At 61.2% G+C, this 12,401-nt stretch carries 9 protein-coding genes and 1 pseudogene; 4 read left to right on the top strand and 6 right to left on the bottom strand.

What is annotated here, in order from left to right; all coding sequences use genetic code 11:
- The first annotated feature begins 119 nt into the window (after positions 1-119).
- Positions 120-1,100, top strand: a complete 981-nt coding sequence (locus GOX01_RS11345; protein ID WP_011252468.1) for a DUF3034 family protein — start codon at positions 120-122, stop codon at positions 1,098-1,100.
- A 119-nt stretch (positions 1,101-1,219) separates the two neighbouring features.
- Here the strand turns inward: GOX01_RS11345 and GOX01_RS11350 are convergent, their stop codons facing one another.
- Genes GOX01_RS11350 through GOX01_RS11370 form a run of 5 tightly spaced genes read right to left on the bottom strand, consistent with a single transcriptional unit; the run spans position 1,220 to position 5,842 of the window.
- A complete protein-coding gene (locus GOX01_RS11350) occupies positions 1,220-2,623 on the bottom strand; it encodes a nucleobase:cation symporter-2 family protein (RefSeq protein WP_062268992.1) in 1,404 nt (467 codons plus the stop codon).
- Positions 2,624-2,632: 9 nt separating this feature from the next.
- The gene (gene uraH, locus GOX01_RS11355; RefSeq protein WP_011252470.1) at positions 2,633-2,965 is read right to left on the bottom strand and encodes a hydroxyisourate hydrolase; all 333 of its coding nucleotides are present in this window, start codon (positions 2,963-2,965) and stop codon (positions 2,633-2,635) included.
- On the bottom strand, positions 2,962-3,486 hold the full coding sequence (gene uraD / locus GOX01_RS11360) for a 2-oxo-4-hydroxy-4-carboxy-5-ureidoimidazoline decarboxylase (protein WP_024717009.1): 525 nt from the start codon (positions 3,484-3,486) through the stop codon (positions 2,962-2,964). Before uraD ends, uraH begins: the two co-directional genes overlap by 4 nt.
- Positions 3,483-4,382: an allantoinase PuuE gene (gene puuE, locus GOX01_RS11365; RefSeq protein WP_011252472.1), complete on the bottom strand. Its 900-nt coding sequence runs from the start codon at positions 4,380-4,382 to the stop codon at positions 3,483-3,485. The genes uraD and puuE overlap by 4 nt, the downstream gene beginning before the upstream one ends.
- Positions 4,383-4,396: 14 nt before the next feature.
- Positions 4,397-5,842, bottom strand: a complete 1,446-nt coding sequence (locus GOX01_RS11370) for a SidA/IucD/PvdA family monooxygenase (protein ID WP_011252473.1) — start codon at positions 5,840-5,842, stop codon at positions 4,397-4,399.
- 173 nt (positions 5,843-6,015) lie between these two features.
- On the opposite strand from GOX01_RS11370, the gene GOX01_RS11375 reads away from it, so the two are divergent.
- The 3 genes and pseudogenes from GOX01_RS11375 to GOX01_RS11385 all read left to right on the top strand — a co-directional run bounded on the left by GOX01_RS11375 (position 6,016) and on the right by GOX01_RS11385 (position 10,084).
- Positions 6,016-6,939 (top strand): LysR family transcriptional regulator, encoded by a 924-nt coding sequence (locus GOX01_RS11375; RefSeq protein ID WP_062268989.1) that lies wholly within the window; start codon positions 6,016-6,018, stop codon positions 6,937-6,939.
- Positions 6,940-7,112: 173 nt separating this feature from the next.
- Positions 7,113-9,440, top strand: a pseudogene (locus GOX01_RS11380) (TonB-dependent receptor).
- A 113-nt stretch (positions 9,441-9,553) separates the two neighbouring features.
- On the top strand, positions 9,554-10,084 hold the full coding sequence (locus tag GOX01_RS11385) for a cupin domain-containing protein (protein WP_011252476.1): 531 nt from the start codon (positions 9,554-9,556) through the stop codon (positions 10,082-10,084).
- A 73-nt stretch (positions 10,085-10,157) separates the two neighbouring features.
- On the opposite strand, the gene GOX01_RS11390 is transcribed toward GOX01_RS11385, so the two are convergent.
- Positions 10,158-12,260 (bottom strand): protein-disulfide reductase DsbD family protein, encoded by a 2,103-nt coding sequence (locus tag GOX01_RS11390; protein ID WP_062268994.1) that lies wholly within the window; start codon positions 12,258-12,260, stop codon positions 10,158-10,160.
- Positions 12,261-12,401: the final 141 nt, after the last annotated feature.

Genomic DNA, 12,401 nt, shown 5'->3' on the forward strand with positions numbered 1-12,401 from the left:
AAACACCTAGGGTTGTCTTAATTATTTTTCAGTCTCGCGGCAGTAAATACAGCAAGAGGTATTTCATCTGCGAGAATACTCCAGCTCCTCTTCGGGCGCGCGACTTAAAAGCAGGAATCATGCACCGTTTCCCAACCGCTGCTCAGTCTTTCCGTATCCTGACATCCATGACAGCCCTTCTGTCCCTCGGCACCCTCATCACGGGACAGGACGCCAAAGCAGCTACCAGCACCACCACACCCCAGGTCACGCTGGGCGATGACGGAAACAGCAACGGACAGTCCATGTTCCGCACCCTCTTTGACGGACAGCGCGCCCTCGGCACCAGCGGCCTGTCTTCGCTCGAAGGCGCCAGCGGCGGCGGCATCGCAAGCTGGGCCACAATCGGCGGCTATGGCTCCAACAAGAGCGCCGGCATGGTCATGCACTACAGCTATGTGAACCTCACCAGCTACTGGGACCAGAATGTCGGCGCCTCAATGGGTTTCTTCGACCGCGTCGAGATTTCCTATACCCACAACTTCTTCCAGACCCGCGGCACCGGCGCGAAGCTCGGCATTGGCAACGGCTACCAGTTCGATCTCGACGTCGCAGGTGCCAAAGTCCGCCTCTTCGGTCATGTCGCGGACAATACCCTGATCCCGCAGGTCGCCATTGGCGGCATGTACAAGCATGACAGTGACGGCAAGGTCATCCACGAAGTCGGCTCGATGCATACGGATGGCGGAGACGCCTATCTCGCCGTCACCAAGCTGTTTCCGAAAATCGGCATCCTGATCGACACCACCGTCCGCTTCACCAAGGGCAACCAGTGGGGCATCCTCGGTTTCGGCGGTGACAAGGACAACAACTATCACGCCCAGTTCGAGGGTTCGCTCGGCTATCTGCCGTCCTTCATCCCCGGGCTGGTCGTCGGCGTCGAATACCGCACCAAACCGCGCAACCAGCGCTTCACCGACGAAAGCAACTGGTTCGACGTCTACACCAGCTATTTCGTTAACAAGCACCTGAACGTCACGCTCGCCTATGTGTCACTGGGTACGATTGCGACTTACAAGGATCAGACCGGCTTTTATTTTTCCGCCCAGACAGGGTTCTGACGTGACGTTCCGGGCTCTGCCCGGACCCGGCAGGGATCTCGATCCCTGCACCCTGATTTCATAAATTGGTTTCCAAAGGCCCCCGGCCTTTGTCGGGTTTCAGGGCAGAGCCCTGAGCCTCACCTTTCTCGGATCCGTTCGTCGATCAGCGCTTCTCGTGGCACGTCCGTCGCATACGCTGCCTCGTGAATTGTCCGCTTCACGTTGAAAATCAGATGCAGCAGGATCGCCGACAGGGACCCAAGCGTAATCCCGCTGCCAAACACGATCTTCGCCCACATCGGAAACGTGTCGGAAATATGCGGCTGGGCCGTCGCCAGCATGCTCAATCCAATACTGGTGCCCACAATAATGACGTTGCTCTGCCGGTTGAAATCCACCCGCGACAGCGTCTGCACACCCACGACCGCCACAGTCGCGAACATCGCCAGCGCCGCCCCGCCCAGAACCGGCAGCGGCACCGCAGCCACCAGCGCACCCAGACGCGGCAGACAGCCAAGCATCATCATGATGACCGCCGCAGCTGCCACAACCCAGCGGCTCTTCACCCCCGTCATCCGCACCAGCCCGACATTCTCGGCAAAGCACGTATAGGGAAAGGAGTTGAGCACGCCGCCAAGCATGGTCGCGATGCCATCGGCGCGCAGGGTGCGGGCAATGTCTTCGGACGTGATCGGCTTGTCGACGATCTCCCCTGTCGCATAGACGTTGCCGATCGTCTCGATCATGGAAATCGTCATGACGATCACCATCGACAGGATCGAGACCGGATGAAACGTCGGCATCCCGAAATAGAACGGATGTGTGATGGACAGAAGCGGCGCGGACGTCACATCCCCGAAATTCGCATCCCCCAGCATCCAGGCCACCAGCGTCCCCAGAACCAGCCCGATCAGCACGGCAATCGTGGCAATAAATCCCCGGAACAGCCTCTGGATCACCAGAATGGACGCCAGTGTCCCAAGCCCGTACCAGATGCTCCGCAGCGGAACATGGTCCTGCATCACGGACGGACTGGCACCCGAAACAATGTCATTCGCCGCAACCGGCAGAAGCGCCAGACCGATGATGAGAATGATGGACCCCGTCACAACCGGCGGGAAAAACCGCACCAGCCCTGCGAAATGCCGCGCCATCAGCAACGTCACGAACCCCGCCACGATGACGGACCCGTAAATGGACAAAAGCCCCGGCGTCCCGCCCCCGACAGCAGAGCCAATGGCAATCATCGGCCCCACGGCCGTGAACGTCACCCCCTGCAACAGCGGCAGCCGAACCCCGACCGGACCGAACCCCACCGCCTGAAGCAGGGACGCAATCCCGCAGGTAAACAGATCCGCATCGATCAGATGAATCAGCGTCTCGCGCGGCAGGTGCAGCGCACCCGCAACAAGGATCGGCACGATGACCGCCGCCGAATAGAACGCCAGCACATGCTGCAACCCATAGGCCCCAAGCCGCCAGACCGGCAGTTTCTCGTCGACGGGATGCAAACCGGTAGTCGCGGCGTTCTCGGCAGTCATGAAAAGCCCTCAGCTTCCGCGATAGGTGGAATATCCGAACGGCGCCGCCAGCAGCGGCACATGCGCATGAGCCTCCGCCGCCAGCCCGAACACGATCGGCACCACATCCAGGAACGGCGGATCGGACAGAACCTGTCCGCCCTTACGGAAATAATCGCCAATCTGGAACTCCAGACAATACGTCCCTTTCGAAACTGCAACGTCCCGAAGCTCCGGGCAACGCCCGTCTGCATTCGTCTGCCCTTCGAACAGAACCTGCTCTCCTTGCAGAAGACGCAGCTTCACGCCCGCAGCCGGCTTGCCGGAAACCGTATCAAGAACATGCGTGGACAGAGAACTCATGACGCAACCAGATCCTTCAGACGAAGCGCTGCAATCGCATCAATCTGCGTCAGCGCCTCGGTCAATTCCTTTTCGGGAGTGCCAGCCAGTCGGCGCTCCATTTCATCCATAATGACGGTCTTTGCCGCTTTTCCAGGTACGGCCACTTTGCGCACGCAGATCACGAACGGCATGGAAAACCGCGCACGATACGCATCATTCAGCCGCCGGAACCGCTCATATTCCGCAGGCGTCAGACGATCCAGCCCGGCCGAAGCCTGTTCCGAAGCGGAATGTTCCGTCAGATCCGGATCAATCCCGGCCCGATGCCCAAGCTCCGGATGCGCCCGCACCAGCGCAAGCTGCGCCTCCGCTCCGGCAGAACGCACAGTCTGCGCAAACGCAGACAGCATCGCGTCCACATCCGCAAAAGGCCGCGCCTTCAACGCTCCTTCCGCCACCCAGGGCGAATGTTCGTAAAGCCCACCGAACTTTGCAACAAACGCTTCGTCCGACAGCGCATTGACGTCAGAAATGTTCATGCCGGATGCACAGACAACCAGTGCCGCGCGATATCCAGCCGCGTCGCCACCCACACATCCTCATGCTTACGGATATGCTCCAGAAACTTCAGCAGCCCCATGGCACGCGCCGGCTTGCCCGCCAGACGGCAATGCAGCCCGATCGACATCATCCGCCCACCCTCGCGATACAGCATGTCAAACGCATCACGCAGATAGATGAAGAACTGCTCGCCTTCCGTAAAGCCATTCAGCGCCGCGAACTTCATGTCATTGGCATCAAGCGTATAGGGCACGATCAACTGCGCCCGGCCATTGGTCCGATCATAATACGGCAGATCATCCGCATAGGAATCCGCGTCGTAAACAAACCCGCCTTCCTCCGCGACCAGACGCGCCGTGTTCGGGCTCGTGCGCCCCTGATACCAGCCGAGCGGCCGCTCTCCCGTCACTTCGGTATGCAGCGCAATCGCCTCGAGGATATGCGCCCGCTCCACGTCCTCGGGAAAATCCTGATAATCGATCCAGCGCAGACCGTGAGACGCAATCTCCCAGCCGCTCTCCTTCATGGCCGCTACGGCATCCGGATTGCGGGCCAGCGCCTTCGCCACACCAAACACCGTCACCGGCATCTTGGCTTCATCGAACAGACGCCGCAGCCGCCAGAACCCGGCCCGGCTACCGTATTCGTACAAGCTCTCCATCTGCGCACAGCGCGCACCGATGATGGATTTCGTGCCGATCATTTCGGACAGGAACGCTTCTGATCCCGCATCGCCATGCAGAACCGAGTTTTCCGCCCCTTCCTCGTAATTGATGACGAATTGCACGGCGATGCGCGCACCATTCGGCCATTTCGGGTCAGGCGGCGTGCGGCCATAGCCGATCATGTCCCGCGGGTAGCTGTCCTGCGTCATGGGCGTCTCCCTTCTCAAAGCACCGGCGGATCGAGGCTTACGAGCTCTTCCGTGTCATAGGCCAGAAGGCTGGCCAGATGCTTCTCCCCATCCTCGACGAACAGATCCCGCGCAATGCCCCGCGCCAGCTTCTCCACACCAAAACGCATCCCGCTGATGGACGCGCCGGAAAGCCCCATGCTCGGCATGGCACCGAACGTGAAGTTGTAGATCGCCGCCAGCATCGGCGCCTTCGGATCGGCCGCATTCTTCGGCAGGAACTGGAACCGCGCACCCAGATACGGATGGCTGCCCAGAAGCTCGCTTTCCTCACCGGCAGGCGGTGTGAAATGATCACGCCACAACATGACCGAAGACGCAAAATCCTGTGTCTCCGGCCGCTGCGACAGGTCGATCGAGAACCCCGTCCCGATAATCAGGAAATCGAAGCGCATCTCGCCCTGCGGCGTCGTCACTACGACTTCATCCCCGTCCATCCGCGTCGCCGTCCAGGGCGTTCCGGGATGGAAGGCAAAGTTCTCATGACGGCGGCAGCGCCAGAACGTGTCCTGCGGCGGCGGCTGGTTCAGGCTGTAAATCTGCCGCATGAAACGCCAGCGCGTCAGATCCGGCAGCTCCGAGAAATGCGCGAGGAAGCCTGCATTTTCCATCCAGCGATACGGATTGATGGCCGGGATCTTCGCCCGACGCAGGCACAGATCCACGCGCTCGGCGCCTTTTTCCAGAGCCGTCGCTGCATTGTCGAACGCGGATGCTCCCGCGCCCAGAACGCCGATCCGCTTGCCCTTCAGAGCGTCGAAATCAATGTCTTCATGCGTGTGCGCATAAACGGATTTCGGCAGCGTATCGGAAATGAAGGACGGCACATGCCATGTCCCGCCGCCCTCGATGCCCGTCGCCAGAACCATCCGCCGCGCCAGACGCACCGTTTCCTGCCCTGCCGCATTGCGGAATGTCAGCCGCAGCAGACCCTTGTCCCAGCCGACATGCACCAGCTCCTGATCGTTCACGACCGGGATGTCGAGCGTCTCCCGCACCCAGTCCAGATAGGCCTGCCAGTCATGGCGGGAAATCTTGTCCAGATCCTCCCAGGCCTTCGCCCCATAACGCGCCTCGAACCAGGACTGCGGCGTGAGATTCGGAATCCCGAGGTCCGGCCCCGTCACATGCTTGGGCGTGCGCAGCGTGATCATGCGCGCAAACGTCACCCACGGTCCTTCACCGCCTTTGGAAGCCTTTTCAAACACTTCCACATTGGTCACACCCAGCCGGCGCAGACCGAAGCAGGACGTGATACCGCCCTGCCCCGCACCGATGATGGCCACATCCAGAACCGCCTTCCCATCCCGCTCCTGCGTCAGGCTCCAGTTGCCGGTCGCATAGCGGATTTTCGCCAGATCCTCCCGCACACGCTCCGAAAGCGCAGCCAGAGCATCGACGGGAGAAACGGTGGATGTCATGTGGTCAAATCCCAAAAAACCGGTACGGACAAAGCAGCATCCGGACGCTGCCAGACCGTCTTTCCGCAACAAAATGACAGGTCACCTGTCGGTCGGGATAGTTTCATACCGTTGTAAGGGCGTATACTCCATAAAAACGCATCTCCCGTTCGCAAAAAGAGAGCAGTTCTTCCATGCCTGTCTTCTCACGCTTCCTGCGTTACTTTCTTGCCGTGGCCCAGCACGGATCGATCCGCCGGGCTTCCGAACACCTGCGCATCGCCGCCTCAGCCATCGACCGGGAGATCCTGCAGGGCGAGGAGTCTCTCGGCACCCCCCTGTTCGAACGTCTCCCTACCGGCCTGCGCCTGACGGCGACGGGCGAACTGCTCTATGCCCATGGCAAGCAGTGGTCGCGGGACCTGACCAATATGTGCGTCCAGATCGAGGACATGCGCGGCCTGCGCCGGGGACAGGTGGACATCGCCGTCCCCGACGCCCTGACCCGCGGATTCCTGCCGCGCCTGCTCCGCGCCCTGCGCACGACCCATCCCGGCATCACCATCTGCACCCATGTCCTGGACAACAGCCGCATCCAGGGCACTCTGATTGACGGGGCCGTCGATGTTGCCCTGCTCCTCAATCCGACCCATGCCCGCGGGCTTCTGGTGCGTGCCCACAAGGATTTCCCGCTGGGCTTCATCTGCCTGCCGAACCATCCCGTCGCCGAGCGAAAGAGTGCTCGCTTCAGCCTAGCCATGAACTACCCGATGATCATGCCCCAGGCCCCGCTTGCCCTGCAACGCCAGATCGAAATCCTTGAAATCGACAGCAATCTCGACATCCAGGCCGCCGCGACATCCGACAACATCCAGATGATCAAGTCCCTGGTCCGCGAAGGCGTCGGCCTCGGAATCCTCAGCGCACTCGACGTCATGGAAGAGGTCACGCGCGGCGAACTGGCTTTCATTCCGATTTCCAACCACGATCTTGCCCCCCTGACACTTGCCCTGTGCGTGGATCATTCCCGTCAGCTTTCAGGCGCTGCACGGCTTGTGATTTCCGAACTGGAAAAGGAGTTCCTGTCCCCCCTGAACCAGTCCCAGCCCACCCCCTGATCTCTGCGTCTATTGGGAGACATAGACTGTCACATTTTTGCACCACCCTAAAAACGGCAATGGCCTGCCCTGCATTTTATCTTTGGTAGAGATAGACCATCCGTTTTACATCCACATTTCGAATAAATACCGTTCCCAAAGTGAACCTTTCGTTTCGACAGGAGCCCGGCAGCATGAAAGACAACCGTTGGTCACCGGGCTATCGACGCCAGCTTCTTGCAGTAACCTGTCTCGCCGGCAGCGCTCTTGTTGCGTTCGGCACGGACGCGCGCGCCGCCCAGACCACGAAACACCCTGTTTCACGTCATCACGCCCCCGTCCGCAGCACGGCCCGCAACACCGCAGCGCCGGCCCGGCCCGCAGCGGCACCGCGCCCGCATGCGCTTGATGCCTCCGCAGCCGAAACGGTCTCCGTCACGTCCTCGCGCCGCGCTTTGAACGGCGGCGGCGGCATGATGCGCGTCGAAACCGCGCCACACGCCGTGCAGACCGTCACGAAGGAATTCATCAACATGCGCGCGCCGACCAGCACGGCGCTTGACCTGATCCAGAACCTGCCGAGCCTCAACGTTACGACGCCGGATTCGTCAGGCATGGAAGGCGGTCAGATCCAGTCCCGTGGCCTGACAGATCTCGATATGGGCCTGATGGTAGACGGCGCCCCTGCCGCAGCCGCCAAGTATCTGAGCGAAAACGTCGATTCCGAGAACCTTGAAAGCGTCAGCGTCACGCCGGGCTCTTCCGCGACGGATCTTCCCGTCATGTCGGCCGCCGGTGGCGTCATGGCCGAGGAAACCCGCACCCCGTCGCAGAAGCGCGGTGGCCTGATCGACTTCTCCTACGGCACCAACAACCTGTCGCGCGAGTTCATCCGTCTCGAATCCGGCGAAATCGGTCATAGCGGCGTGCGCGGCTATTTCTCGTTCTCCAACACGCATGCCCGGTCGTGGATGGGTGCTGGCATCAACCAGCGCAAACATATCGATTTCGGTCTGCAGAAAGACTGGAAGAACGGCTCCAATGCCAAGTTCTTCCTGTCATGGAACTCGGCCGACTTCATCATCGACAACTACCCGACCTCCGATCAGTTCTTCCGTTACAAGCACACCGGTCAGGGCTATGGCCGCACGAACGACAAGACGAGCAACAACTACTGAGGCAACAACAACGATCACTGGAACCAGATTTTCATCTCGGCTCCGGTCCATATTGCCCTGCCATCCCGTCTTTCGCTCGACATCCACCCGTATTTCAGCTTTGGACAGGGCTGGGACGCGTCGCCTGATGGCACCACTACCGATTCAAGCGGCGCCACACGCGGCCTGACCAGCTACTTCCTGCAGAACGAATACCGCTCGGTCGGTACGGTCGCGAAACTCAACTGGGAGATCGACCGTCACAACACGTTCTCGGTCGGCTACTGGTATGAAAACACCCAGACGATCCAGTCCTATCCCACCAGCTACCAGATGCCGGACGGCAATGCAGCCAGCCCGAACAATGCGGCCTATCTGATTTCCGCCGGCGACAAGCAGACGGCGGGTTACGAAATCCACTCGCTGTTCGTGCATGACACGGCCAAGTATTTCAACGATCACCTGACGGTCGATGCCGGCTTCAAGTTCGTCATGACGAACATCTGGAACAAGGATTATTACGGCCGCCAGGAAGCCAACCGCACAGCCCCCCTTCCGCAGCTTTCGATCGGCTATCGCATCAACAACCACCATCAGGTCTACCTGAACGTGGAAGGCGATTACCGTCAGCCCAGCGCAGTCGATCTCGGCTGGCTGTACACCAGTGTTGCGATCCCCAAGAACCAGTATTCCATCAAGGAAGAACTCGGCTACCGCTATCACGACGACCACATCATCGCGGACGTCGCTTTCTTCAACTACAACGTCACGAACCGCATCGTGGACCAGTATGTCGGCATGAACAGCTACAAGCCGTTCAATATCGGCAGCCAGCAGATGCGCGGATTTGACGTGATGGTCGCGGCACGTCCGATCCATGGCTTCAGCCCGTACGCCTCGGTCGAATACCTGCACGCCACGCAGGACAGCAACGTCTTCGATCCGTATCTGAACACGATGCTGCACTCCAAGGGCACGCAGGCTGTCATGGCCCCGCATGTCATCGCGAATTTCGGCCTGACCTACACCTACAAGGGCTTCTTCGCGAACGGCTCCGTCCACTACACCGGACCGCAGTCCGTCAGCATCGCCGGCGACCAGCGCATTCCGGGCTACGTCACCGATACGCTTTCGACGGGCTATCACTTCAAGCCGTTCCTGTTCGCGCAGTCCCCGACCTTCCGCCTGAACTTCACCAACCTCACCGGCTCCGTCGTCCGCACCGGCGCCATGGGCGCGGTCTACAGCGCCAAGGACCCGAGCACCGTCTACAGCGGCAACATGGCGTCCTATACCGGCTACGGAAACTCCTTCATGGTCGCTCCACGCTTCACCATGACCGGAACGGTCTCCACCGCCTTCTGATCCTGCAAGACAGGAACCCGCCGGTTCCTGTCCCTGCATTCCAAACCGGCTCTCCTCCAGCGCGTTGCCGCAAGACGGCACGCATACGCCCTTACGGGACGGAGGAGACCCCCATGTCCCCCGGCAACATTTCAAAAAAGCATTTCGCCAGCTCAGCTCTGCTGCTCTGCACAACGCTAATTGTGACACCGCTCACACACAGCGCCCCGGTTCCAACGGAACCCGCGCCGGACCAGTCCGCCGTCACCGTCATTCCGGGCTCGGACGCCGTGAAATGGCAGCCGGCTCCCGTCATGTTCCCGCATGGAACGAAAATGGCTATCCTGACCGGCGATACCAGCAAGCCGGGCCCGTTCACCCTACGCGTCATGATGCCCTCGGGATCGTTCATCCCGCCCCACACCCATAATCTGGACGAAATGCTCACCGTCATCAGTGGCGACATCCAGCATTTCGTGGGACAGAGCCTGGCTACGACGCAGCAGCGCCACCTCGGCCCAGGCGGTTTCGTACATCTGCCGGTCAACGTGCCCCATGCCATCAAGGCCGGAAGCCAGGGCGCGGTGCTTCAGGTCTCCGGCATGGGACCGTTCAGCATGACTTACGTGAACCCGCAGGACGATCCCCGCAATACGGGCCGCTGAAAACCACCGGATATGAAAAAACCCTGCTCCCGGACCGGGAACAGGGTTTTCAGAACCCCGAAAAGCGGTGCGCTTATTTTCCGATCGTCGAGGTCACGATGCCCGGCGTCAGGATCTGCGGCAGAACGACGCCGTCCTGATGCGGCGCGTAATACATATAGAACGGCACGCCATCACGCCCATGCGCCTTGAGGAACGCGGCAATTGCGGCATTGCGGTTCGTCCAGTCGCCCTTGAGGAAGACGATTCCGCGGGACCGGAAAGCCTCCTGAACAGACGGCACATCCAGCGCCACACGCTCGTTGACCATGCAGGTGATGCACCAGGACGCCGTCATATCGATAAACACCGGCTTGCCCTGCGCCCGAAGCTCCGCCAGACGCGCCCCGGAGAACGGTTCAACACCCGCTTCCGCTGTCCCGGCCGACACGGGAGCAGGCGCGGCCCGCAATCCCTGCGCCAGTGCCGCACCGCAAACCACCACACACAGCGCTGCCACAACCCGGCAGAACGCCACCGTTCCACGGCCACCTTCCAGCATCGAACGACGCTGCCCGACACCATAGATCCAGCCCGCAAACCCGAGCAGCACAACGCCCCCGGCCGTCAGCGCCACAAATGTCACGCCCCGCTGGATCGCCGCGACCCAGAGCAGCCACACACAGGTTGCAAACAGCGGAAACGCCAGAACCTGCTTGAGAATCCCCATCCAGGCCCCCGGCTTCGGCATCCGCGACGCCACGCTCGGAACTCCGGCCACGAGAATATACGGAAACGCCAGCCCCAGCCCCATCGCCAGGAACACCAGAACGCCCATCACCGGCGGCCCACCCAGTGCTCCGGCAATGGCAACACCCATGAACGGCGCGGTGCAGGGTGTGGCCACGATGACCGCCAGCAGGCCTGTCATCATGTCACCACCGCGACCACTGCCGGTCTGGACCTGACCCAGCCGCCCGGCGCTGACTTCAAACACACCCAGCAGATTCAGGCCCATGAGAAACAGCAGCCAGCAGACCGCCACCACGAAACCTGGCGACTGGAACTGAAAGCCCCATCCGGCCGCAGAGCCGGCCAGACGCAGCCCGATCATGACGATGCCCAGAGCCGCAAAGGCGCCCATTACCCCGATCGTGTAGAATAACGCGCTCTGAAGCTGCACGCCCCGTCCGGCACCGCCCATTTTCGCCAGAGACAGCGCCTTCATCGCCAGCACCGGAAACACGCAGGGCATCAGGTTCAGGATCAGGCCGCCGACAAAGGCAAACAGCAGAACCCGCAGCCAGCCCGCACCGGTCGGCACTTCCGCACCTGAGGCCTGACCCTGAGCCGAAGCATCCTGCACAGGCGCAGAAGCTGCTCCCCCGACCGGGCGCGCCTCAATCTGCAATGGGCTTTCCTGCCCCGCCGCATCCTTGAGCACGACGACACCCTCAAGCGGCCTGTCCCGATGCGCCGATTTCAGGAACTTCAGCCCCAGCGTCAGCTGCCCGTCCGATACATGCAGCGGCTGTGCCGCCACCTGATCGATCACGCCCCCGTCCTGCGGCAGGAACCATGCCTGCGACACGGACGCCGCAGAGAGCCCCTTGCCCGAAAGCGTCAGAACACCATCGGCAGACACACTGGCCGCAAACGGCGACGCCACCGGCATGGCCGCATCCGCTTTGTGGAACAGGGCCGCCTGCGCCCCTTCCGGAGCATCCTGCGCCGAAGCTGGCAGCGTCAGCGTGAAATCACCACTTTCGGGAATGCAGACCTGCGCACAGACAAGCCATTCCCCATGCGCATGAAGCGTCGTCCCGCCAGAACCCTTGAGAACCAGATCCTCCGGCAGCGTCACCTCATTAACATAGGCGTAGGACATGAGGCCGCCCTCACTGATCCGCACCGGCACCGGCCAGTGGATCGGACCGCCCTTGCCCGTCGCCCCGCCATCAGCGGTCACGTCCAGCGTCGGCGTATCCCCGGCATCGCCCGGATTGATCCAGTACGTATGCCAGCCCGGCTTGAGCTGAAGCCGCAGCCCGACCCGCAGATGCTGGTCCGGCCCGACCGCATCGCGATCCGTGACAAGGGTTGCGGTATCATTCCCGGACGTGACGGGCGCGCTCTCCGCTGCCAGCGCGGACGCAGACCCCAGACCAAGAAACCCTGCCAGAAGCAGGGCGGACATGCTGAACACTCGATGCAAGACAGGCTCATTCCAACAATCAGGACAGAACCGCAACCATATCACAGACTGACATGGAAAACAGGACCTTTACGGTAGCCAAACCGCAAAAGCCCTAGGTGTTTGGTCCCGGGGTTTGATGGG

The sequence above is a fragment of the Gluconobacter oxydans genome, from assembly GCF_006539685.1.
GTDB classification, from domain to species: Bacteria; Pseudomonadota; Alphaproteobacteria; order Acetobacterales; family Acetobacteraceae; genus Gluconobacter; species Gluconobacter oxydans.

Bases quoted from the DNA above. Each gene is read 5' to 3' on its own strand.
- GOX01_RS11345 (WP_011252468.1), top strand. From the start codon at position 120: ATGCACCGTTTCCCAACCGCTGCTCAGTCTTTCCGTATCCTGACATCC.
- GOX01_RS11350 (WP_062268992.1), bottom strand. From the start codon at position 2,623: ATGACTGCCGAGAACGCCGCGACTACCGGTTTGCATCCCGTCGACGAG.
- uraH (WP_011252470.1), bottom strand. From the start codon at position 2,965: ATGAGTTCTCTGTCCACGCATGTTCTTGATACGGTTTCCGGCAAGCCG.
- uraD (WP_024717009.1), bottom strand. From the start codon at position 3,486: ATGAACATTTCTGACGTCAATGCGCTGTCGGACGAAGCGTTTGTTGCA.
- puuE (WP_011252472.1), bottom strand. From the start codon at position 4,382: ATGACGCAGGACAGCTACCCGCGGGACATGATCGGCTATGGCCGCACG.
- GOX01_RS11370 (WP_011252473.1), bottom strand. From the start codon at position 5,842: ATGACATCCACCGTTTCTCCCGTCGATGCTCTGGCTGCGCTTTCGGAG.
- GOX01_RS11375 (WP_062268989.1), top strand. From the start codon at position 6,016: ATGCCTGTCTTCTCACGCTTCCTGCGTTACTTTCTTGCCGTGGCCCAG.
- GOX01_RS11385 (WP_011252476.1), top strand. From the start codon at position 9,554: ATGTCCCCCGGCAACATTTCAAAAAAGCATTTCGCCAGCTCAGCTCTG.
- GOX01_RS11390 (WP_062268994.1), bottom strand. From the start codon at position 12,260: ATGTCCGCCCTGCTTCTGGCAGGGTTTCTTGGTCTGGGGTCTGCGTCC.